Source organism: Segeticoccus rhizosphaerae, from assembly GCF_005222685.1.
Lineage (GTDB): Bacteria > Actinomycetota > Actinomycetes > Actinomycetales > Dermatophilaceae > Segeticoccus > Segeticoccus rhizosphaerae.
Window position 1 is genome coordinate 37,298 of sequence record NZ_SWMA01000002.1, and the last position, 21,238, is coordinate 58,535.

Below are 21,238 nucleotides of genomic sequence, written 5' to 3' on the forward strand. Positions count from 1 at the left end.
GGTGTGCGCGGGTGGCTCAGCCCGTCGTGAGTGACGTGTCGTCGACGACGAAGCTGGTCTGCAGCATCGAGTCCTCCTGCATCACGAAACGCAGGGTCACCGTCCTGCCGGTGTAGGCGGACAGGTCCAGTGTCTGCTTGCGGTAGTCGCCGGTGGCGTCGAGGTTGCTCCAGGTCCTGAGGGCCCTGGTGGTGCCGCCGGAGGTGACCTGCACCTGCATGCGGTCGTAGGCGGAAGAGCTGGTCGACTCGGAGGTGTCGGTGCGCAGCCAGAACGACAGGGCCGCCGACGACGCCGACGGGATGGTCACCTGCTGCGACTCCGACTCGGTCGCGCTCGTGCCGTTGCCGCCGAGCCACATCTTCCAGCTGCCACTGTGCGCCGGGCGCCCGGTGTTGGTGGTGATGGGGCCGCTGGTGCCGGTCCAGACCGTCGCACCGGACTCGAATCCCGGGTTCTGCAGCAGGTTGTCACCGGAGGGCGGGTCGCCGGGGTCGGTCGCGCCGGAGCAGCTCTGTGCCCCGGCCGGGACGGCGATCGCGTCGAAGGCGTTCTGGATCCCGGTGCACTCGGTCCCGTCGCCGTAGAGGTCCTTGGCGGACCGGATGGCGGCGTTGCGGGCGTCCTTGTAGGTGCTGCCGGACGTCAGGTAGGTCGACAGAGCGCGGTACCAGACCTTCTCGACCTTCGCACGGCCGATCCCGGACATGCTCTGGCCGTCGCAGGTCGGGCTGTCGTAGCTGACGCCGTTGATCGTCTTGGCTCCGGATCCCTCGGAGGCGAGGTAGAACCAGTGGTTGAGCGGGCCGGACGAGTAGTGCGGATCGAGGCCCGACACCGAGCTGGACCAGCAGTTGGGGCTGCTGCCGTCGCGGGACGGCTTGTCCTGGTAGCGCAACGGCGTGCCGTTGCCGTTGATGTCGATCTCCTCGCCGATGAGGTAGTCGCCCACGTCGTTCGGGTTGTCCGCGTAGAACTCCACGGCGGTCCCGAAGATGTCGCTGGTCGCCTCGTTGAGCCCGCCGGCGTCACCGTAGTAGTTGAGCCCGGCGGTGTTCTCGGTGACGCCGTGGCTCATCTCGTGTGCCGCGACGTCCAGCTCGACCAGCGGACGGGTGTTGCCCGAGCCGTCGCCGTAGGTCATCTGGGTGCCGTCCCAGAACGCGTTGACGTAGTTGTTTCCGTAGTGGACACGCGAGCGGGCTCCCCGGCCGTCGTCCCAGATGCCATCCCGGCCCATGACGTTCTGGTAGAAGTCGAAGGTCTTCTCGGCGCCGTACTGCGCGTCGACGGCAGCCGACGCCCGGTCACTCACGCTCCCGTTGCCCCAGACGTCATCGGCGTCGGTGAAGGTCGTGCCCGTCCCGGAGGTGGCGCCGCGCAGGTCGGTCGTGTAGTTGCCGTGTCCGTCTTTCAGCTGGTAGCCGCCGGACACGGGCCCGCTGCCGATGGTGACCGTGCCCACGAAGATCCCGTGACCGGTGCCGTTCTGGATGTCGTCCCACGTGGCCAGCGTCTTGCCGTTGCGGGCGTCGACGATCGTGTGCAGCCGGCTCGGGGTCTGGTCGGGACGGAACCCCTTGACCACCACGTCGTAGGCCAGCCTCGGGGCCCCCTGCCCGGCGAAGACGACCAGGGTGTCGGAGCTCCTCTCGCCTGCCAGGTGCGCCTGCTGCAGCGAGGTGTGCCGGGCCACCGCGGCAGCGACCGTCGGTGTCGTCGAGGCGACCGAGACCTTGCCGGAGGCGTTGTCGTTCACGCCCTCGATGGCACCGCCCGCGCCCCGGTGGACGACCAGGTCACCGCCGACGACCGGCAGACCGGCGAAGGTGCGGTCGTAGCGCACGTGGGTGGTCCCGTCGGGGTCCTTCGTGACGGCTTTGACCTCCAGCCTCTCCCGGGCGCCCAGCGACAGTCGCTTCGCCATGGTGTCGGCACGGGCCTGCTCAGCCTGTATGGCGCGGTGCGAGTCGCCCTGGACGGCACCAGGCGCCGCGGCGCCTTCGTGTCCGGTCGCAAGGGCACTCCCTGCTGGGGCCAGGGCCGCCGCGGCGACCAGTGCGCCACACGCCATACCGCATGTCAGTCGGTTCACGGACATCTCCTTCTCGGGGCCATCGGTTGATGGCGCGATCCACCCGGAGAGGTCTGGCGTCACGAGGTGACGCGAGCTGGCGAGGTGAGCCGACCGATCTCGTCCCGGGCCGGTGGCAGACGCTCGCGGACCGGCGGGGAGGAGGTCAATGGCCCTTGTGCAATCTTTGCCAAACACTGGCCACAACCCACCGTCACCGTGAAGGGCAAGGCGGGTTCACCGACTGGACGCGCGGAAGGGTAAAGAACCGTCCCTCAATGCCGTTCGACGTTGCCGCGAACCCACTCGACGATCTCGGTCGTCGTGGCGCCGGGGGTGAACACCTTCGCCACACCGAGCTCGTCGAGCTGGGGGATGTCGCCGTCGGGGATGATCCCGCCTCCGAAGACCACGATGTCGGAGGCATCCCTGGTCTTGAGCAGCTCGGCCACCTTCGCGAAGAGGGTCATGTGCGCCCCGGAGAGCACGGACAGGCCGACCGCGTCGACGTCCTCCTGGATGGCCGCCTCGACGATCTGCTCGGGGGTCTGGTGCAGCCCGGTGTAGACGACCTCCATACCCGCGTCCCGAAGCGCTCGCGCGACAACCTTGGCCCCGCGGTCGTGGCCGTCGAGTCCTGGCTTGGCCACCAGGATCCGGAGCGGGCTGGTGCCGGGGTCGGTCGTCTGCGTCATAGGTGCAGACTAACCGCAGCCGGTGCGCGACGCCGCGCCGTGTCGGGATGCTGTCGACGGGACCAAGGGCCCTCTCGGCTCCCTCGATCCCGAGGGATGATGAGCGTGAAGGCGTGGAGGAAGAGGTGAGGACGATGATGTACTGGAACAGCGGAGGCTGGATCTGGATGATCTTCATGTCCCTGCTGTGGATCGTGCTGATCGGCTTGATCGTCTGGGCGGTGGTTCGCCTCACCCAGCAGCCCTCCAGACACGACGATGCCCGCGGCGGGGGACCTGCGCCGAGGGAGACGCCGGAGGAGATTGCCGACCGCCGGTTCGCCTCTGGCGAGATCGACGCCGACACCTACACCGCGATACACGAACGCCTGGCCAGGCGTCGCGCGAGTCAGCACCGGTGACGTCGTCAAGCGGGCACGGCGGCAAGCGCGTCGACCTCAACTCGCGCATCTGGCAGCACGAGGCCGACAACTTGCAAGCGAGCTCCGGGAGCGCTCCAGCGGCCACCAGAGCAAGTTTCACGTTCACGAACACTTGCCGAGCCTGAGTGAGCGGGTCGCCTGCCGAAACCAGCCGGCCTGACGCATCCAGGGCAGCTGACCCGAGCGACACGATGGATCGGCTGTTCTCACGGGTGCGCAGGTCCGGCTCGTCGTGGAGCCAAGGTGCGTGCACGGGGGCCGCTTTCGCAGTACGGTCGGCCGGACCAGACCGGCGCCCCGGCCACCGAGCGCCGCCCAGACCCGAAGGAGCCAGCCACGTGACTGTGTCGCTCCCCTGGCCCTGGTCGGCGCCCCGCACGACCGACGGCACCGGCCGGACCCGAAGCGACGATGACGCAACGCTGCGGGACGGACTCCCCGGTGCGGTGGCACGGTCCCTGGTCCGTGCCGGCCGCAGGCTGGCCACACCGAGCGGACTCGCTGGAGCGGCGGTCGAGGCCGCGTGGGTGGGCACTCACCTCGCGCTCTACCCGTTCGGGGCGCTGGCCCGCGGCGACCGCCGCGGCGGCCACGGTTACGGCGTGGAGCACCTGCCACCGGTGCAGCGGGGGTTGCTCATCAGCGACGTGGAGGCCGCGGGGACGCCGATCCTGCTGGTCCACGGCATGGTCGACAACCGCTCCATCTTCACGCTGCTGTCCCGTGGGCTGCGGCGGCGCGGCTTCGGGCGCGTCCTCTCGATCAACTACTCGCCGCTCACCACCGACGTGCGGACCGCCGCCGCGCGCCTCGCGGAGCAGGTCGAGGAGCTGGTGGCCGAGACGGGCTACGAGCGCATCCATGTGGTGGGGCACAGTCTCGGTGGGCTGATCGCGCGCTACTACGTGACCCGGCTCGGCGGGGACGCACGCGTGCACACACTGGTCACCCTGGGCACGCCCCACGGTGGAACCTGCGATGCCTACGTCCTGCCGCTTCGGCTGGGCCGCCAGCTCCGCCCGGACAGCGCCCTGATGCGGGAGCTGGAGGAGCCGGCCCCGGGCTGCATGACCCGGTTCGTGGCCTACTGGTCCGACATCGATCCCCTGGTCGTGCCCCAGGAACACGGGCGGATCACCCATCCCGACCTCATCGCGCACAACATCCCGCTGCAGGGAGTCGGGCACATGAGCCTGCCGATCAACGGCTCAGTGGTCCACGGCATCTCCACCACGTTGGCCCACCTCGCGCAGGACGGCTCGACCCGCACCGCCGGCGTCACCCAGCTGGAGACCGGCCGGCGCTCCCCCAGCCACCGGCGCTGACGAGCCGCGGCAGCGGTTTTGCCGCGCGTCAGGTGGCTCGGTATCCTCGTGACCTTCTCGTGTCCTCCCGCGTTCCCGAAAGGCCCCGCTGTGCCGCGTCGGCAGTACCACGGCCGCCACCGTGCCCCCCGTGCCCGGCGTGCGGGCGCGGCGTCACGTCATACCAGCCTGCTGCTGGCGGCTGCCACCGGGACGATCCTGTTGACGAGCACTGGTGCCGCACCTGCCGCCCAGCGTCCCGTGCTCGACGGGGCGCGGTCCTCGATGCACGCCACGGCGCGGGACGCCGGCCAGGACGTCATGGACCGCGCGGAGCTCCAGCGCCAGGTGTCACGCTCGGCTGACCGGGTGGCGTCGGCCGTCAGGGAGGTCCGCGCGCAGCAGCAAGAGGCCGCGCAGCTCGTCAAGGAGCGCAGGGAGGCGGCCCGCCGCGAGGCCCGGGCCGGGGCCAGGGCCGAGGCGGCGGAGCAACGCGAAAGGGAGCGCCGCGAGGCGGCTCAGTCGTGGGTCCAGCCGGTGAGCGGGATGCACTACACGTCTGGGTTCGGCTATCGGTGGGGGCGTCTGCACGCCGGCAGCGACTTCAGCGTCCCGATGGGCACGCCCGTGCGCGCCATGTCCAGCGGCACCGTGACCGCGGTGAGCTACAACGCCACCTCGGGCAACCGGGTCGAGATCGAGTACTGGGACGGCACCGTGTCCTACTACTTCCATCTGTCGTCCCGCGCGGTCGTGCCCGGCGAGAGCGTCACGCCCGGTGAGGTCGTGGGCTACTCGGGCAACACCGGCCGCTCGACCGGGCCGCATCTGCACCTGGAGATCCACCCCGGTGGCGGGGCACCGATCAACCCGATGCCCTGGCTCGCCGCCCGCAACCTCGTCTGAGGTCACGCGACGAGTGGCACGGTTGCCGACGAGCGGCACACCTCTACCTGTGCGCTTCGCCGCGAATTGTGCCGTTCGCCGCAGCCACGCCGAATCCGACGTCAGAGCTTCTCGACCGGGGCGTAGCGCAGCAGCAGGCGTTTGACGCCGGCGTCGCCGCCGAAGTCGACGTGAGCCATCGCCTTCTCCCCCTCGCCCTCGACGCGCACCACCGAGCCGAGCCCGAAGGAGTCGTGCGTGACGCGGTCCCCGGCGTGCAACGAGATCACCGGGCGGTTGCCCGGTGAGCGGACACCGGGACGTCCTGCGAGCCGAGCCACGGCCGGGGTCGACGACGGTCGCATACCGGTGGATTCCGTGCGCTGCCAGTCGATCAGCTCCTCCGGGACCTCGGCGAGGAACCGGGAGGCTGGGTTGTATGACGGCGCTCCCCACGCCGAGCGCACCACCGCTCGCGACAGGTGCAGGCGCTCGCGTGCCCTCGTGATGCCGACGTAGGCGAGCCGCCGCTCCTCCTCCAGCTCCTGGGGGTCGCCCAGCGCGCGCAGGTGGGGGAAGGTGCCGTCCTCCATGCCGGTGAGGAAGACCACCGGGAACTCGAGTCCCTTCGCCGTGTGCAAGGTCATCAACGTGACGACTCCGCCGTCGTCCGCCTCACCGTCGGGGATCTCGTCGGCGTCTGCCACGAGTGACACCTGCTCGAGGAAGTCCTCGAGCGTCCCATCGGGATAGGTCTCGTCGAACTCCCTTGCCACCGCTATGAGCTCGGCGAGGTTCTCCACCCGTGTCTCGTCCTGGGGGTCCTGGCTCCGGCGCAGCTCGTCGAGGTAACCGCTCTGCTCGACAACCGCCTCGAGCAGCTCGCCGACCCCCGAGCCGCCCTCGTGAACTGTGCGCAGCGCCTCGAGCAGCGACGTGAAGGCCGCGATCGCGGTGACCGAGCGCGTCGCGATGCCCGGGGCGTCGGCCGCGCGGCCGAGGGCGGCGACGAAGGGAATTCGCTCGCGTTCGGCCAGCGCCGCCACGCAGGCCTGGGCCCGGTCACCGATTCCCCTCTTCGGGGTGTTGACGATCCGCCGCAGGTTGACCGTGTCGGCGGGGTTGGAGATGACGCGCAGGTAGGCCAGCGCGTCCTTGACCTCACGGCGCTCGTAGAACCGGGTGCCGCCGACGATCTTGTAGGGCAGGCCGACCCGCACGAGCACCTCCTCGAGGGCTCGGGACTGGGCGTTGGTGCGGTAGAAGACCGCGACGTCGCGGGGCTTGACGCCGTGTTCGTCCCCGAGCGTGTCGATCTGCTGCGCGACGAACGCCGCCTCGTCGTGCTCGGAGTCCGCCACGTAGCCGATGATCTTCGTGCCCGCCCCGGAGTCGGTCCACAGTCTCTTGGGCCGACGCTCGGAGTTCTTCGCGATGACCGCGTTGGCCGCTTGCAGGATGGTCTGGGTGGAACGGTAGTTCTGCTCGAGCAGGGTGGTCCGGGCGTGGGGGTAGTCCTGTTCGAACTCCACGATGTTGCGGATCGACGCGCCACGGAACGCGTAGATGGACTGGTCGGCGTCGCCCACCACGGCCAGCTCCGCCGGCGGCACGGCATGCTCCCCCTCTCCGCCTCCCTGTCCGACCAGTTCCCGGACCAGTTGGTACTGCGCGTGGTTGGTGTCCTGGTACTCATCCACCAGCACGTGCCGAAACCGTCGGTGGTAGTGCTCGGCGACGTCGGGGAAGGCCTGCAGCATGTGGACCGTCATCATGATCAGGTCATCGAAGTCCAGCGCGTTGGCCTGCCGCAGCCGCCGCTGGTACATCGTGTAGGCCTCGGACAGCATCCGCTCCTGGTGGGTGCCCTCCCCCACCTGCCCGGCGAACGTCTCCTCGTCGACCAGCTCGTTCTTGAGGTTGGACACCTGGTGGGAGAACGATCGTGGCGGATAGCGCTTCGGGTCGAGGTCGAGCTCGCGCATGACCATCGACATGAGCCGCTGGCTGTCGGCGGCGTCGTAGATCGAGAAGGTCGACTTCAGGCCGACGTGCCCCGCTTCACGGCGCAGGATCCGCACGCACGCGGAGTGGAAGGTCGACACCCACATCGCCTTGCTGCGCCCGCCGACCAGTGCCGCGACGCGCTCGCGCATCTCGGCGGCCGCCTTGTTGGTGAAGGTGATCGCGAGGATCTGCCCGGGCTGGACGCCGCGAGCCGCGAGCAGGTAGGCGATCCGGTGGGTCAGCACGCGGGTCTTGCCCGAGCCGGCGCCTGCCACGATGAGCAGCGGCGCCCCCTCGTGCACGACGGCCTCCCGCTGCTGGGGGTTCAGCCCGGCCAGCAGCGCCTCCGGGTCCTGGGCTCCGGGAGCGTCGGTATGCCGTGTGCCCGCCGACGCCGGCGGCTCACCGGCGGCTTCGGCCCAGGTGGGCACTCCGCGGTGGTCCACGTCGCCCCGCGCGGCGGCTGGCGGGAGTCCGGGCATGGGGAGGTCATCGAAGAGCGTGCTCATATCTCCTCCAGCCTACGGGTCGGCGACGACAGCGTGAGGATCGCAGCGGAGCGAGGACCGGAGCGCCGAGGAGCCGACCCAGTCCAGCGGGTCGGCGACGACAGCGTGAGGATCGCAGCGGAGCGAGGACCGGAGCGCCGAGGAGCCGACCCAGTCCAGCGGGTCGGCGACGACAGCGTGAGGATCGCAGCGGAGCGAGGACCGGAGCGCCGAGGAGCCGACCCAGTCCAGCGGGTCGGCGACGACAGGGGGGGACGGATCGAGGCCACGGGCGCGAGTTGCCGGGTTTCGCGGACGTGCGGTAGGACGTGACGGTGACCACGACCTCGAACTCGCCCGTCCGTCCGGCAGCACCGGGAGACGTCCCCGCGATCCTGCGCCTCGTGCGCGCGCTCGCCGTCTACGAGAAGGAGCCGGACGCGGTCGACGCGACGGAGGACGACTTCAGGGAGGCGCTGTTTCCCGCCGAGGGCGGCCCGACGGCATACGCGCACGTCGCGGAGGCGGACGGCGAGGTCGTCGGCATGGCTTTGTGGTACCTCACCTTCTCGACCTGGACCGGGCGGCCCGGGATGTGGCTCGAGGACCTCTTCGTGCTGCCCGAGCAGCGGGGCTCGGGTCTCGGCAAGCAGTTGCTGCGCACCCTCGCCCAGCTGTGCGTCGAGCGTGGCTACCCGCGCCTGGAGTGGTGGGTCCTGGACTGGAACGAGCCGTCGATCGGCTTCTACCGCAGTCTCGGCGCGGTGGCCCTGGACGAGTGGACGGTGTTCCGGATGGACGGCGAGCCGCTGGCCGCCCTCGGTGCACCGGCCGCCGCCCCGGCCACCGGTCGCGACGGGTGACGTCGGCCGTCCGGTGCGGTCAGGCGTCCCGCACCGGCGAAACGGAGGAACCAGTCGTCGAAGGCTGCGCCCTGCTCCTGCGGCCACGCCGTGGCCGGTGTCGTCGCCAGGAACTCGTTGAGCGCGCCGCGCGCGGCGGCCGGGCCCAGGGCGCTCATCAGGGCCGCCAGCGCAGCGCGGTGGGTCCCGACGAGCAGGGACAGTCGCGCCTGGTCGGTGAGATGGCGCAGCACCTCGGCGCCGGGGTCGTCGTCCGGGAGTTCGTCGCTGGCTCGGGTGGTGTAGCCGAGCAGCTCCGCCTCCCGGCGGGCGGTGTCCCCTCTCGAGTGGTGGACCGGGGGGATCGTCGACCGACCGGTAGGACCGGCGGCGGCTGGGTGCTGCTCCACGGCTAGGGACTGCCCGGCGGCGGACGGGGGCCGCCCGGCGGCAGCCACGACCGTGTGGATGTCGGTCAGGACGCGCCGCAGTCCGGTGACGCCCATCTGGGCGATGGAGTGCGGCACCGCCTCGAAGAGCACCGCCCGCACGTTCGGCAAGCGAGGTAGCGCCCGGCGTGCCAGCTCGAGCACCTCGGGCGCCACCGGACCCACGTGGGAGTCGAGGTAGCACTCACCGAGGTAGTCGCCGCCCGCGACGTGGACCTCACGAACTCGCTTCAAGGGAATCTGGTCGAGGAAGTCCTCGACGCTCTGGCGGCCGTTGAGCTCGTTGGCCCAGATGTTGTGCAGGTCGAGCAGAATGCCGCAGTCGGCACCCTCCGCGATGGCGGCGACGAACTCACCGTCGGTCAGGTCACCGGGCACGGCGCTGAGGTAGCTCGTGGGCGTCTCGACCAGGAACGGCTCGTCGCGCTGGTCCTGGTAGACGCCGATGTGGGCGATCGCGGCCGCCGCGGCCTCGGGGGTGGGGATGGGCGGGAGCAGGTAACCGGCATACCGGCGCCCGTCCGGTCCGGCTGCCTGGTTGAAGGACAGGTGCTCGCTCCAGTGCGACGCGCCGAGCTCGCTGGCCGAGCGGGCGGACGCACGGACGCCGTCGCGCTCCGGCGCGGTCGTGCCACCCACCGGGTAGCCCACGCCGTGGCTGAGCAGCGGGCGGTCCCGGGCAAGCACCCAGTCGAGCGCGGCCCGGTTGATCCGACGACTGCCCGCATCGCCCCACAACGTCTGGGGCTCCACCTCGACCACGTCGACCAGGTCGGCGATCTCGTCCCACAGGCGGTCGATGCCGCCGGTGGCGATGACGCCGACGCCCAGCTCGAGGTGGGGCGACGCGGACACCGTTCAGGCCCCGAACGACTGCTCGCGAGACGCGACGGGCGTGGCCTCGAGCTTCGGGTTGATGTAGTACTGCTCGAAGTTGCGCCACTCCAGCTGCAGGCCGGACGTGCAGCCGGCGTGGCCGGCGCGGTCCAGGACGCTGCGGAGCGCCTGACTGAACTTGTCGAAGTCCCAGAGGACGTCGGACGCCGCGAAGACGCTGATGGCCTTGGGCGGCAACGGTTGTGGGTTGAGCTCGGCATGCATGACGGTCTCCCTTGAGATGCGCGCCGCACCCGGCGTGCGGCACCTTCAAGGAGCGGCTTCGCCTGACCGTGATACCCCGCGCCAACCCACGTTCGGCGCCACAGATGCGTCCCGATCCTGAATACGACGTTCACCCGGTGGAACGTGAACCCGTCGTCCTCGTCGGTGCTGCACGGCAGGATGGGCGTATGGCGCGCTGGGTGCTGCACGTGGACCTCGACCAGTTCATCGCTGCGGTCGAGGTGCTGCGACGGCCCGAGCTGGCCGGGCTGCCCCTCATCGTCGGAGGTCGGGGCGACCCCGCCGAGCGCGCCGTGGTCTCGACCGCGTCCTATGCGGCTCGCGAGTTCGGCGTGCGGTCGGGGATGCCGCTGAAGGTCGCGGTGCGGCGCTGCCCGCAGGCGGTGCTGCTGCCCGTGGACACCCCCACCTACCTGGCCGCGTCAGCGCAGGTGATGCAGACGCTGCGAGAGCTGCCTGACGTCGTGGTTCAGGCGCTCGGTTGGGACGAGGCGTTCGTCGGCGTCCAGACCGAGGATCCCGAGGCCTTTGCTCGTCAGGCCCAGGCGGACGTGCTCACGGCGACCCGACTGCACTGCTCGGTCGGGATCGGCGACACGCTCGTGCGTGCCAAGATCGCGACCGAGTTCGGCAAGCCGCAGGGCGTGTTCCGGCTCACCGCGCACAACTGGTTCGAGGTGATGGGCGACCGGCCGACGGATGCTCTGTGGGGGGTGGGACGCCGCATCCAGCAGCGACTCGCCGACCGCGGCATCCAGACCGTGCGTCAGCTCGCTGACGCCGAGGAGGCAGTGCTGGTGGCCGAGTTCGGCCCCAGCATGGGACCGCACTACGGCCGGCTGGGCCGAGGCGTCGGCAGTGCCACGGTGGACGACACGCCGTGGGTGCCCAGGGCGCACGGCCGCGAGACGACCTACCAGCACGACCTCGTCGAGGAGTCGGAGATCGCCGACGCACTGCGGTCTCTCGCCGACCAGGTGGTCGAGGACATCCGCAGGGAGGGCCGGCCCTGCGCCCGCGTCCACCTCAAGGTGCGGTTCGCGCCGTTCTTCACCACGACGCGGATCCGCAAGCTGGCCGAACCCACCTACGACGCAGGCATCATCGCCTCGACCGCGTTGGGCCTGCTGCACCGCCTGGAGGACAACCGGCCGATCCGGCTCCTGGGTGTGCGGGCCGAGATGACGGAGCCACCCGGCGGCTACTGATCGCGCACCCGGCCCAGCTCGCCGGCCCGCGAGGTCGCGCCCCTCAGCAGAGCCAGTCCGGTCGGCTGAGCAGATCCTGCAGCTCGCGGGCAAGGCGCGCGACGTGGAACCCGTCGGCGACCGCGTGGTGGATCTGGACCGCGATAGGCATGTGGGTTCGGCCGTCCCGCTCGTCGAAACGGCCGAGCGTGACGATCGGCAGGTAGTGACGATGCCCTTCCACGATGTCGAGGTTGAAGCCGGTGAAGTGCATCCAGGGCAGGCTGGAGATGTCGAACACGTCCTCCGGGAGGTCCCCTTGGGGAAACATCGAGGTGGCGCTGCGGTGTTCTCGAAGCAGATCGACGACGCGTTCGTGAAAGGGCGAGAAGTCCGGGTCGTAGGGCGTCCAGACCGCCGCGAAGGTCTCTCGCTCGGGATTGAAGACGGTGAAGGCCGGGTGCACCGTCTCCCACACGGCCGGGCGACCGAGGTCGTCGACGGCCATACGGAACTCGTCGTGACGGTTGACCACCGTGGCGATCGCCCAGATCTGTGCCGGGTAGGTCTTCCGCCGCGCGTCGGACAGCGCCCGGCGGAACTCGGTCACGTCCAGCTGCAGGGTCACGCTGTAGGTGCAGGGAACGCGATCGGAGTAGTGCTCGAAGTGCGCCCGGCGGGGCCACGTGGCGAGATCAACGGGTCGGACGAGCGACCGCGGGCCAGCGGTTGCTCGTCGAGGCGGTCGGTCAGCCATGGCAGACACGCCGCGGACGTTACCGGGTCGCCTGCGGCGCCTCACCTCCTTTTCGAGGTGTGCACCGTCAGATGAGCCGCCGGCCCATCGCCCAGCTGGTCAGCTCGTGCCGTGAGGAGAGCTGGAGCTTGCGCAGCACCGAGGAGACGTGGGTCTCGACCGTCTTGATCGAGATGTAGAGCTCCTTGGCGACCTCCTTGTACTGGTAGCCGCGGGCGATCAGCCGCATCACCTCGCGCTCGCGCGCGCTCAACCGGTCGAGTTCCTCGTCCACCTCGGCGATCTCACCCGCCGCCGCGCCGAACGCGTCGAGCACGAAGCCCGCAAGCCGCGGGCTGAACACCGCGTCACCCTCGGCGACCCGGCGGATGGCCGTGGCGAGGTCGGTGCCGCTGATCGTCTTGGTGACGTAACCGCGAGCACCCGCCCGGATCACTGCGATCACGTCCTCCGCGGCATCGGACACCGACAGCGCGAGGAACCGCACCGGCGCTCCCGCCTCCGTCTGCACCCCGGCGCACCCGGTCAGCACGTCGACGCCGCCGTTGCCGTTGCCGCCCGGCAGGTGCACGTCGAGCAGCACGACGTCGGGGCGGGTGTCCCGCACCACGGCGATCGCCCGGTCCACGTCCGCGGCCTCGCCCACCACCTCGCTGGAGGTGTCGAGCTCGGCCTTGACTCCGGAACGGAACATGCGGTGGTCGTCGACGAGGACCAGCCTGATCGGCGCCATCATGTGGGGTGTGGTCATGTGAGGTCCTCGCGAAGTATCGGAGCGAAGCGGAGAGCGGGGTCCCCGCGAAGTACCGAGCGAGGCACGAGCGAGGACTTCGTGGGGTGCTCTTCGTGGGGCGTGGTCATGTGAGCTCTCCTCGGGTCGGGTGGGTCGCGGACACAGACGAGTCGGTATGCCGTGCAGCAGGTTCCGGGGACGAGGCGCCACCGTCCGGGGGCGCGCCGGGCTGGGCGACGGGAAGGGCGAGCGTCACCTCGGTGCCGGTCTCGAGCCGGCGCCACCGCGCCGTCCCCCCCTGGCGGGTCATCCGGCCCAGGATCGACTCCCGGACGCCGAGCCGGTCCTCCGGGACGGCCTCGAGGTCGAAGCCGGGGCCGTGGTCGCGCACGAACGCGTCGACCGAGGTGTTGCCGACCTCGACGTAGGCCGACACCGGCGGTGCGCCGTGCCGCACCGCGTTGAGCAACGCCTCCCGCAGCGCGCGCACCAATGCCGTCCCCGGCTCGTCCAGGGCCCGGTCACCCGTCACCACGAGCTCGATCGGGGTGCCGTGGAGGTCCTCCACCTCGTGACTCACCTCGGTGACTGCGGAGGCGAGCGACGCCTCCGAGCCGCGCGGCCCGGCATACAGCCATCCTCGCAGCTCGCGCTCCTGCGCCCGGGCGAGCCGCGCCACCTCGGCGGGGTCTTCGGCCTTGCGCTGGATGAGAGCGAGGGTCTGCAGGACCGAGTCGTGCAGGTGCGCTGCGATGTCGGCCCGTTCGGTCTCACGAATGCGCTCGGTCTGCTCCTCCCGCAGGCCGTTCCACAGCCGGATGACCCACGGGGCGGCGATGAAGGCGGCGCCGACGAGCACCGCGATCGCGGCGAGGCCCACGTCCCACAGACCCGCGAGGCCGCGGCCCTGGGTGGCCAGCGCCACGACCCCGACGCTGGCCAGCGCGATGCCGAAGACGAGCCGGGTCAGGCCTTCACGCTCACGTCCGCCGAAGATCCAGCGGTCTCGGTCGGCGTCGTCCAGCCGCGACCAGGCGAGCACCGCTCCCACCCCGATGGCCAGCAGCGGCACGAGGATGCCGAGCCGCAGGTTGACCCCGCGGCTCTGCGCGAAGACCCCGATCCCGATCAGGACGAGCACGGCGCCGATCAACAGGTTGCGGCCGGCTTCGGTGTCGAACCGTCCGGAGCCGCCAGCTGCCTCGGCCGACCTGCCCTGGCCACCGGGCACGAGGCCACTCGTCGGGCGGGAGACGCTGCCCGGGCGGCGGGTGCGCTCGGCCGGCGGTCCTCCGCGGGCGGCAGTCGACTCCCCCTCGGGGGTCAGAGCCCACAGGAACGCGTAGGCCAGGAGGCCCGCGCCGGCCACGAAGGAGGCGATGACGCAGCCGATCCGCACCTGCTTGACCGGCACGCCCAGGTGGTCGGCGAGGCCGATGCACACCCCCGCCACGACCCGCCCGCGCACCGGACGGCGCAGCTGCGGTCGCTCGGCGTCCGGTCCCCGAGTGGACCGTCCCAAAGGCTCGTAGGGAGTGGGCACGTTCCCATCATCGCCCACCGCCCGCCCCTGCAGGACCATCGGACCGCCTGTTCAGGGCAGGCTCAGGGGCCGCTCAGGGTCGACCCTCATGGCGAGCGCGCCGCGTGCTCGGCACCATCGAGGTATGAACGACGACACCCAGGGGCGCACGTCCCCCAGCGCCGGCCACACCTCGGCGGACCAGACCCCGGACGACCCGCAGGACCACTCGCGCGGCTCGGACTCCGCACACGCCGATGCCCGCAGCGGCCTGGACAAGGTTTTCGACAGCCTGCGCGGCCTCGGGGTCTTCCGCAGGTCCGACGACAAGTGGATCGGCGGCGTCTGCTCGGGGGTCGCCGACCGGTTCGGTGTGGACCCGATCATCGTGCGCGCCGGCTTCGTCCTGCTCGGTGTCCTCGGCGGCGTCGGGGTGACCCTCTACCTGCTGGCCTGGACGCTGCTGCCGGACGACGACGGTGACATCGCCGCCGAGCTCGCGCTGCGCGACGGCGACACCAGCTCGATCATCCTGTCCGTCGTCACCGCACTGGTGCTCTTCAGCGGCTTCCCGTGGTGGTGGGGACACGGGATCCTCGGCTGGAACTTCCCGTGGCTGCTGGTGGTGGTCGCGGGGCTGCTCTGGTGGTTCTGGTCGGCCGCGCGTGGCGGGGCGCCCGGATCGCTGGCTCCCGAGCAGCAGCGGGCCCGGCGGGAGCGGATGGCACAGCGGCGCCAGCAGGCGGCCTCCCGCAGTCAGGAGCGGAGCGAGAGGGCCGCGGCTCGCGGCCAGGAGTGGAGCGCGAAGGCGGCCGCCCGAGGTCAGGAATGGGGCGACAAGGCTGCGGCGAGCAGTCAGGAGTGGAGCGAGAAGGTGTCCGCAAAATCGGTCGAGCGCGGGCAGCGGCGCCGCGCCGCGAGGCGCCAGGCACGCGAGACTCGCCGTCCCTCGGGCGGGATCGTGCTGGGCCTGATCACGATCGGTCTGGCGCTGGTCACCTACGGCACGCTCGAGTGGATCGGCCCCTTTGCCGGAGTGACGGGCAATTGGGACGCCATCGCGTTGGCCGCCGGACTGGCCGTCTTCGGGGTGGTGCTGGTCCTCGCTGGTCTGTGGGGCCGGAGGGCGGGGCTCGTGGGCTTCCTGGCCATCTGCATGGCGTTTGTCACGCTCGGGAGCGCGGCCACACCCGACAACCTGCGTTTCGGCGGCACGGTCGGCACCGAGCGGTGGGCACCCTCAGTGGTCTCCGGCACCCCTGACTACCGGATCCTCGTCGGCGACGGGACGGTCGACCTCTCGCGGCTCCCATCGCAGGGGTTGCAGGACGCGCGGGTCAACGCCTCGGTCGGTGTCGGCGGCCTGACCGTGATCGTCCCCGACGACCTGACGGTCCGGGTGAAGGCGCACGTCGCGGCCGGGGAGATCAAGCTCCCGCGAGGCTTCGTGGACGATCACGGGCAGAGCGATACCAGCAATGGACTGAACGTCTCACGCGACGTGGTGCTCGGCGACGGACCGACCGAGATGGTGCTCGACGCCAGTGTCGGCACCGGACAGATCCGCGTGGACCAGGACGCCCGCTGAGCACCGACCCGTCGGACCGAGCGTCCGAGACACCGACAGACCCGATGAGAGGCACCCATGAACGACACCCGTGACCCGCAGGAGCCGAGCGACCCGACGCGGCCGATCGAGCAGGACCATCCGGTCCGGCCCACCGAGGAGTCCACCGAACAGATCCCGGCATCCCGGGAACCGAGCGAACCCGTCCCCACGCCGGACCAGCCCGGCGTCGAGGCGGTCGCGCCCCCGAGCCGCCCCAGCGGCCCGCACGCACCAACCGTCCTGCTCGGTCTCGCCTGCCTGGTCGTGGCCGCGCTGGTCATCGCCTACCAGACCGCCGGCCTCAGCGTCGACTGGTCGCTGCTCGGTCCCGGTGCCATCATCGGCGCCGGTGGCGTCCTCGTGCTGCTGGGCCTGGTCGGCCTCACCCGCCGGTCCTGAGGTGGCTGCCGCCGAGCAGGTCCTCGAGCACCGGCCGCCAACCGGACGTGATCTCCAGCGAGCCCAACCGCTCGGGGGCCACCCAGGCCGCCGAAGCGGTGGTCCCTCCGACGTCGTGCACCACCGGCTCGGTCGGGTCGTCGCAGGTGGCGCAGAAGAGAATGCGCACGGCGTGGTAGTCCTCGAGCCGGCCGTTCGGCGCCCGTCCGACCCAGTGCCGCGTCCGCAGCCCCACGAAGCGGCCCACCGTGACGTGCTGCCCGGACTCCTCCCAGACCTCACGCAACACGGCGTCCGTCGGCGCCTCACCCGGGTCGAGGCCGCCGCCGGGCAGGCCCCAGGCTCCCGGCGCACCGGTCCGGTCGGAGTACTCGGTCATGAGCACCCCACGGTGGCTGGTCACGACGGCATACGCCGCGACCCGCTGGTAGACCGTGGGTTCCTCGTCGTCCTCGACGACCAACCCCTCCTCCCGCAGCAGCGCCGGAGTGGACGCGCGGCGCCGCGACCCCGCGGCGGACACACGCAGGCGCGCGGTGAGGACGTGACCGGCGGAGGTGTCCGAGCCGATGCTGACGCCCTCCCCCACCAGCCAGCCGCTGTCCGCAAAGAGCAACTCGGGGTCGTCCCCGTGGCCGAGCACGGCGTGCACCACCTCGCGGCCGTCCGCGTCCTCGCCGATCACCTCGAGCCGCGGCGCCGGACGGATCTGCCGCGCTGCGGGCGGACCGGTCTGCCCGTCGTCGGCCGTCACCGCACCGGCCGTCGGGCTGCGCCCGCTCGCGCGTACTCGCCCTCGGCCACTTCGACGACGTGCTCCCACGACTGGGCCGGGGGCACGGTCTCGTTGTGCCGGGTCAGGCGCTCCCGGAGGTCGTCGTCGACCGCCAGCCTGGCGATGCAGCCGGCCATCGCCTCGTCACCGTCGGCGAGCAGCCCGCTGACGCCGTCCTGCACGAACTCCTCCACGCCGCTGCCGTGCCGCGCGACCACCGGCAGACCTGCCGTGCGCGCCTCCAGCGTCGCGATGCCGAACGACTCGAGGACTGTCGGGGCGAGATACAGGTGCGACCCGGCATACGTCGCCCTGAGCTCCTCGCGACTCACCCGGCCGGGCATCCGCACCCAGGCGGACATGTCGTGACCGGCGACGTAGCGCTCGAGGCGCGCGCGGTCCGGTCCCTCCCCCAGCAGGTCCAAGGACAGGGAGGTGCGCGCCGGCACGAGCTCACGCACACGGGTCATGATGCGCAACAGCGGCATCGGGCGCTTCCGGGTGGCCAGGCGCATCGCGGAGACCATCCGTATGCCGTCCGCCCGACCGCGCCGCGAAGCGTCACCGGCCGGTGCCCACTCGGCGACGTCGATGCCGTTGGGCAGCACGGCCACCTCGCCGGCGTCCCCGACCATGCGCTGCAGCGGCTCGGCGGCCATCGCCGAGACCGCGCTCATGGCCACGCCACGGGCCGCCCAGCGGCGGACGTATCCGGCGAGGCGGAAGAAGGTCTCGGTGCGCGCCAGCACACAGTGCCAGGTCATCGCGGTGGGGACGCCCGCGGCCAGCGCCACCCGGGCGCTGTCGAACGCAAACGGGCTGACCACCCCGGTGTGCACGTGCGCGACGTCGAATCCACCCTCCCGCAGGCGGCGCCGCAGCTCGGGCGGCGCGAGCGGGTTCACCGGCAGGTCGAAGGGCAGCCGCAGCGCCATCCGGTGCACCGCCACGCCGTCGACCTCGTCCACGAAGCCACCACGCTCACCCTGCGGCCCCGGCGTCGCGGTGAAGACCTCGACGTCGTGCCCACGTCCCTGCAGACGACGCGCCAGGTCGTGCACCTGCACCTCGATCCCGCCGAGACGGGGCAGGTAGCAGTCGGACAGCAGGGCGATCTTCACCCGCCCAGCCTCGCATGAGAGAGGATGAACGCCGATGGCCTACACCCTGCTCGCCTTCCACGCCCACCCCGACGACGAGGCGCTCCTGACCTCGGGGACGATGGCGCGCGCCGCCGCCGAGGGGCACCGGGTCATCTGCGTGGTGGCCACCGACGGCGACCTCGGGCTCGCGTCCGGGCAGTTCCGCGACGACGGCCGGCTCGGCGAGCGGCGGATGGCCGAGTTGCGCGAGAGCGGGCGTGCCCTCGGCGTGAGCCGGATCGAGCACCTCGGCTACGCCGACTCGGGGATGGGTCCGGAGACCGACCCCGACCCACCCGGCCGGGTGCGGTTCATCCGCGCGGATGTCGACGAGGCCGCGGGGCGCCTCGCGGACATCCTGCGCGAGGAGTCGGTCGACGTGCTGCTCACCTACGACGCCAACGGCGGCTACGGCCACCGCGACCACGTGAAGGTGCACGAGGTCGGCGGGCGGGCGGCCGAGCTGGCGGGGACGCCCCGGGTGCTGCAGGCCACCGTGCCGCGCGACACGATCTGCCGGGGCATCGCGCTGGCGAGCAAGATCTACCGGTTCCCGCCGGAGTTCGACCCGACCTCCTTCGAGCGCGCCTTCAGCCCGCGCTCGGCGATCACCCACCGGATCAGTGTGTGGCGCCAGGCGGGTGCCAAGCGGGCGTCCATGCGCGCGCACGCCTCGCAGGCGACCGTCGACGGCGAGGCGGACCGCACCCTGGCCGCCTTCCTGCGCATCCCCCGGCCGCTCTACGACATGGTGTTCGGGCGCGAGTGGTACGTCGATCCCGCAGCCGACCCCGGCGCCCAGGTCGCCCGCGACGTCTTCGCGGGGCTGCCGTGAGCCCTGCCACGGAAGTCCCACCACGGCACGGCCACCGTGTCCGTGGCCGCCAGGTGCTGCAGGGCCTCGTCGGGCTGGCCCTGGCTGTCACCCTGCTGGGGTGGGGGCTGCCCTACTTCTCGGGGACCTCCTGGGGCGACATCGTGCACACGATGGAGCAGGTCGGCTGGGGCACTGCCGGCTGGCTCTTCGCCCTGATGGTGCTGGGTCTCTGGCTCTACACGTTCACCCTCACCGGCTCCCTGCCGGGATTGACGCACGCCAAGGCGCTCACCGTGAACGTGGCCGGCTCAGCGGTCGGCAACCTGCTGCCCGGAGGCGGCGCGGCGGGGGTGGCGGTGACCTACGCCATGTGCCGGTCGTGGGGATTCAGCCGGCGAGACATCTCCACCTCGATCATCGTCAGCGGTGTCTGGAACGTCATGGCACGGGTCGCGCTGCCGGTTCTCGGCGTCCTGGTCCTGGTGCTCGGCAGCAGCCCCATGCCGCGCGCCGTCTCGCAGGGCGGGGTCGTCGGGGCCATCGGCGCGCTGCTGCTGCTCGGCGTCTTCATCGCGATCATCGCCTCCGAGCGGGCGGCCACCAGGATCGGTCACTTCCTCAGCCGGCTGCTGCGCCCGATCTCCAGCCGGATCCGCCGCGGCCCCACGCTGACCATCGACGAACTCATCCACGACCTGCGCGCCCGCATCACTGCGGTGGTCGGGTCCGGCTGGCTGCCCATGACGACGGGGGTCGTGGGCTTCTTCGGCGTCTACTGCGTGCTCTTTTGGGGCTGCCTGTCGTCGGTCGGGGTGCACATGCCCTTCGCGGAGCTGTTCGCGGCGTATGCCGTGGGCCGGCTGCTCACCGCCGTCGGCGTCACGCCGGGTGGCGTCGGCGTGACCGAGACGGGCACTGTCGCCGTCGTCATCGCCTGGGGCGCAGATCCGACGGCGGCAGCAGCGGGAGTGGTGCTCTTCTCGATCTACACCCACCTGCTCGAGATCCCGCTCGGCGCCCTGGGCGGCCTGGCCTGGTCGCTCGCCCGTCGCCCCGCCCCGAGACTCGCCGACACGAGGCTCACCGACTCGAGACTCCCCGGAGTCGCTGGCTCCCCGGCAACCTCGGAGAGGGAGCAGGCGGCGCGGTCAGCGGAGTAGCCGGCGGATCTGCCGGGTGCGCGCCTGATCGGCCACGTTGTCGTCGATCTCGCCTGGCTCGAAAGACGCGCCGGTCTGCTCCACGGCCATCCTGATCAGCGCGTCCGCGAGCGCCGGGTTCGCCGGCAGGATCGGCCCGTGCAGGTAGGAACCGATGACGTTGGCGGTGGCCGCGCCCTCGGTGCGGTCGGTGCCGTTGTTGCCCGAACCGTGCTTGACGTTGCCGAAGGGATCCTGCCCGGCCGCCAGCACGGTCGAACCGGAGTGGTTCTCGTAGCCCACGACGTCGCCGTATGCCGTGTCGAGGACCACCGGACCGATCATCCGCTTGGCGTTCCCCTGCGTGGTCACGTCGAGGATGCCCAGACCGGGCAGGCGCCGGCCGTCCACCGTGATGAAGGCCCTGCCGAACAGCTGGTACATGCCGCAGATCATCAGCATCGGCACGCCACGGTCGACCAGCACGCGCAGCCGGTCGGCGTTGCGTGACAGGTCGTCCTCGACCCGTGCCTGTCCCGAGTCCTGCCCACCGCCCCCGACGAGCAGGTGCGCGTCGTCCGGCAGCTCCGAGCCCGGGTGGTGAGGGTGGACGACCGGCTCGTAGCCGTGCCACCTCAGCCGCGAGGCCAGGCACCGGGTGTTGCCCAGGTCGCCGTAGATGCTCATCTCGCGCGGGTAGAGGTGGACCAGGTTGATGCGCCCCTTGGCTCCGCTCATGCCATCGTCTCCGCTCGCATCCACGGTCGCGCTCCTCGGCGCTCCGGGCCTCGCTCGTACCTCGCTCGTGTCCTCACGCCGTCGTCTCCGCTCGCATCCACGGTCGCGCTCCTCGGCGCTCCGGGCCTCGCT

20 protein-coding genes are annotated in these 21,238 nt (G+C 71.3%); 9 read left to right on the forward strand and 11 right to left on the reverse strand.

Annotation, left to right across the window (positions count from 1 at the left end; translation table 11 throughout):
• Nucleotides 1-16 precede the first annotated feature (16 nt).
• The gene (locus FCN22_RS01695; RefSeq protein ID WP_137119813.1) at nt 17-2,095 is read right to left on the reverse strand and encodes a M4 family metallopeptidase; all 2,079 of its coding nucleotides are present in this window, start codon (nt 2,093-2,095) and stop codon (nt 17-19) included.
• A 254-nt stretch (nt 2,096-2,349) separates the two neighbouring features.
• Nucleotides 2,350-2,769: a coenzyme B12-dependent isobutyryl CoA mutase small subunit gene (gene icmB / locus FCN22_RS01700; RefSeq protein WP_137119814.1), complete on the reverse strand. Its 420-nt coding sequence runs from the start codon at nt 2,767-2,769 to the stop codon at nt 2,350-2,352.
• A 125-nt stretch (nt 2,770-2,894) separates the two neighbouring features.
• Between icmB and FCN22_RS01705 the strand changes: the two genes are divergently transcribed.
• The 3 genes from FCN22_RS01705 (at nt 2,895) to FCN22_RS01715 (ending at nt 5,401) form a co-directional block, all read left to right on the forward strand.
• Nucleotides 2,895-3,170 carry an SHOCT domain-containing protein gene (locus FCN22_RS01705; protein ID WP_202911344.1) on the forward strand — a complete coding sequence of 92 codons (276 nt, stop codon included), beginning with the start codon at nt 2,895-2,897 and terminating at the stop codon, nt 3,168-3,170.
• Between the two features lie 359 nt (nt 3,171-3,529).
• Nucleotides 3,530-4,516, forward strand: coding sequence for an esterase/lipase family protein (locus tag FCN22_RS01710; protein WP_238384449.1), 987 nt, complete (start codon nt 3,530-3,532; stop codon nt 4,514-4,516).
• Nucleotides 4,517-4,606: 90 nt separating this feature from the next.
• Nucleotides 4,607-5,401: a M23 family metallopeptidase gene (locus tag FCN22_RS01715; RefSeq protein WP_137119816.1), complete on the forward strand. Its 795-nt coding sequence runs from the start codon at nt 4,607-4,609 to the stop codon at nt 5,399-5,401.
• A gap of 101 nt (nt 5,402-5,502) precedes the next feature.
• On the opposite strand, the gene pcrA is transcribed toward FCN22_RS01715, so the two are convergent.
• Nucleotides 5,503-7,896 carry a DNA helicase PcrA gene (gene pcrA, locus FCN22_RS01720; protein WP_137119817.1) on the reverse strand — a complete coding sequence of 798 codons (2,394 nt, stop codon included), beginning with the start codon at nt 7,894-7,896 and terminating at the stop codon, nt 5,503-5,505.
• Between the two features lie 308 nt (nt 7,897-8,204).
• Here pcrA and FCN22_RS01725 point away from each other — a divergent pair, with 308 nt between their 5' ends.
• Nucleotides 8,205-8,738: a GNAT family N-acetyltransferase gene (locus FCN22_RS01725; RefSeq protein WP_373681274.1), complete on the forward strand. Its 534-nt coding sequence runs from the start codon at nt 8,205-8,207 to the stop codon at nt 8,736-8,738.
• Here the strand turns inward: FCN22_RS01725 and FCN22_RS01730 are convergent.
• Nucleotides 8,621-10,021 carry an MbnB/TglH/ChrH family RiPP precursor modification enzyme gene (locus FCN22_RS01730; protein ID WP_137119819.1) on the reverse strand — a complete coding sequence of 467 codons (1,401 nt, stop codon included), beginning with the start codon at nt 10,019-10,021 and terminating at the stop codon, nt 8,621-8,623. The two genes, FCN22_RS01725 and FCN22_RS01730, sit on opposite strands and share 118 nt — an antisense overlap.
• Before the next feature lie 3 nt (nt 10,022-10,024).
• Entirely contained in the window at nt 10,025-10,267 is a 243-nt protein-coding gene (locus FCN22_RS01735) for a hypothetical protein (RefSeq protein WP_137119820.1), read from the reverse strand.
• Nucleotides 10,268-10,455: 188 nt separating this feature from the next.
• On the opposite strand from FCN22_RS01735, the gene FCN22_RS01740 reads away from it, so the two are divergent.
• Entirely contained in the window at nt 10,456-11,496 is a 1,041-nt protein-coding gene (locus tag FCN22_RS01740; RefSeq protein WP_137120014.1) for a DNA polymerase IV, read from the forward strand.
• 43 nt (nt 11,497-11,539) lie between these two features.
• Here FCN22_RS01740 and FCN22_RS01745 read toward each other — a convergent pair whose 3' ends face one another.
• From FCN22_RS01745 to FCN22_RS01755, 3 genes are all read right to left on the reverse strand, one after another.
• Nucleotides 11,540-12,232 (reverse strand): CatA-like O-acetyltransferase, encoded by a 693-nt coding sequence (locus tag FCN22_RS01745; protein ID WP_137119821.1) that lies wholly within the window; start codon nt 12,230-12,232, stop codon nt 11,540-11,542.
• A 67-nt stretch (nt 12,233-12,299) separates the two neighbouring features.
• Nucleotides 12,300-12,983, reverse strand: coding sequence for a LuxR C-terminal-related transcriptional regulator (locus FCN22_RS01750; protein WP_238384450.1), 684 nt, complete (start codon nt 12,981-12,983; stop codon nt 12,300-12,302).
• Nucleotides 12,984-13,089: 106 nt separating this feature from the next.
• Nucleotides 13,090-14,508, reverse strand: coding sequence for an ATP-binding protein (locus FCN22_RS01755; RefSeq protein ID WP_238384451.1), 1,419 nt, complete (start codon nt 14,506-14,508; stop codon nt 13,090-13,092).
• A gap of 124 nt (nt 14,509-14,632) precedes the next feature.
• Between FCN22_RS01755 and FCN22_RS01760 the strand changes: the two genes are divergently transcribed.
• Nucleotides 14,633-16,075 (forward strand): PspC domain-containing protein, encoded by a 1,443-nt coding sequence (locus FCN22_RS01760; RefSeq protein WP_162308099.1) that lies wholly within the window; start codon nt 14,633-14,635, stop codon nt 16,073-16,075.
• A 57-nt stretch (nt 16,076-16,132) separates the two neighbouring features.
• The gene (locus tag FCN22_RS01765) at nt 16,133-16,495 is read left to right on the forward strand and encodes a hypothetical protein (RefSeq protein WP_137119824.1); all 363 of its coding nucleotides are present in this window, start codon (nt 16,133-16,135) and stop codon (nt 16,493-16,495) included.
• Here FCN22_RS01765 and FCN22_RS21770 read toward each other — a convergent pair.
• Both FCN22_RS21770 and FCN22_RS01775 read right to left on the reverse strand, forming a co-directional pair.
• Nucleotides 16,479-17,249, reverse strand: a complete 771-nt coding sequence (locus FCN22_RS21770; protein ID WP_202911345.1) for an NUDIX hydrolase — start codon at nt 17,247-17,249, stop codon at nt 16,479-16,481. The two genes, FCN22_RS01765 and FCN22_RS21770, sit on opposite strands and share 17 nt — an antisense overlap.
• Nucleotides 17,246-18,391, reverse strand: coding sequence for a glycosyltransferase family 4 protein (locus FCN22_RS01775; protein ID WP_137119825.1), 1,146 nt, complete (start codon nt 18,389-18,391; stop codon nt 17,246-17,248). The genes FCN22_RS21770 and FCN22_RS01775 overlap by 4 nt, the downstream gene beginning before the upstream one ends.
• Before the next feature lie 34 nt (nt 18,392-18,425).
• Here FCN22_RS01775 and FCN22_RS01780 point away from each other — a divergent pair, with 34 nt between their 5' ends.
• Both FCN22_RS01780 and FCN22_RS01785 read left to right on the forward strand, forming a co-directional pair.
• Complete coding sequence (locus tag FCN22_RS01780; RefSeq protein ID WP_137119826.1) at nt 18,426-19,247, forward strand: PIG-L family deacetylase; 822 nt, start codon at nt 18,426-18,428, stop codon at nt 19,245-19,247.
• Nucleotides 19,244-20,389, forward strand: coding sequence for a lysylphosphatidylglycerol synthase transmembrane domain-containing protein (locus FCN22_RS01785; protein WP_238384452.1), 1,146 nt, complete (start codon nt 19,244-19,246; stop codon nt 20,387-20,389). Before FCN22_RS01780 ends, FCN22_RS01785 begins: the two co-directional genes overlap by 4 nt.
• On the opposite strand, the gene FCN22_RS01790 is transcribed toward FCN22_RS01785, so the two are convergent.
• Complete coding sequence (locus FCN22_RS01790; protein WP_137119827.1) at nt 20,378-21,106, reverse strand: type 1 glutamine amidotransferase; 729 nt, start codon at nt 21,104-21,106, stop codon at nt 20,378-20,380. The genes FCN22_RS01785 and FCN22_RS01790 overlap by 12 nt on opposite strands.
• Nucleotides 21,107-21,238 lie beyond the last annotated feature (132 nt).

Excerpts from the sequence above, each read along its gene's own strand:
- icmB (WP_137119814.1), bottom strand. The coding sequence starts at position 2,769 with ATGACGCAGACGACCGACCCCGGCACCAGCCCGCTCCGGATCCTGGTG.
- pcrA (WP_137119817.1), bottom strand. The coding sequence starts at position 7,896 with ATGAGCACGCTCTTCGATGACCTCCCCATGCCCGGACTCCCGCCAGCC.
- FCN22_RS01735 (WP_137119820.1), bottom strand. The coding sequence starts at position 10,267 with ATGCATGCCGAGCTCAACCCACAACCGTTGCCGCCCAAGGCCATCAGC.
- FCN22_RS01740 (WP_137120014.1), top strand. The coding sequence starts at position 10,456 with ATGGCGCGCTGGGTGCTGCACGTGGACCTCGACCAGTTCATCGCTGCG.
- FCN22_RS01745 (WP_137119821.1), bottom strand. The coding sequence starts at position 12,232 with ATGGCTGACCGACCGCCTCGACGAGCAACCGCTGGCCCGCGGTCGCTC.
- FCN22_RS01750 (WP_238384450.1), bottom strand. The coding sequence starts at position 12,983 with ATGACCACACCCCACATGATGGCGCCGATCAGGCTGGTCCTCGTCGAC.
- FCN22_RS01760 (WP_162308099.1), top strand. The coding sequence starts at position 14,633 with ATGAACGACGACACCCAGGGGCGCACGTCCCCCAGCGCCGGCCACACC.
- FCN22_RS01765 (WP_137119824.1), top strand. The coding sequence starts at position 16,133 with ATGAACGACACCCGTGACCCGCAGGAGCCGAGCGACCCGACGCGGCCG.
- FCN22_RS01780 (WP_137119826.1), top strand. The coding sequence starts at position 18,426 with ATGGCCTACACCCTGCTCGCCTTCCACGCCCACCCCGACGACGAGGCG.
- FCN22_RS01790 (WP_137119827.1), bottom strand. The coding sequence starts at position 21,106 with ATGAGCGGAGCCAAGGGGCGCATCAACCTGGTCCACCTCTACCCGCGC.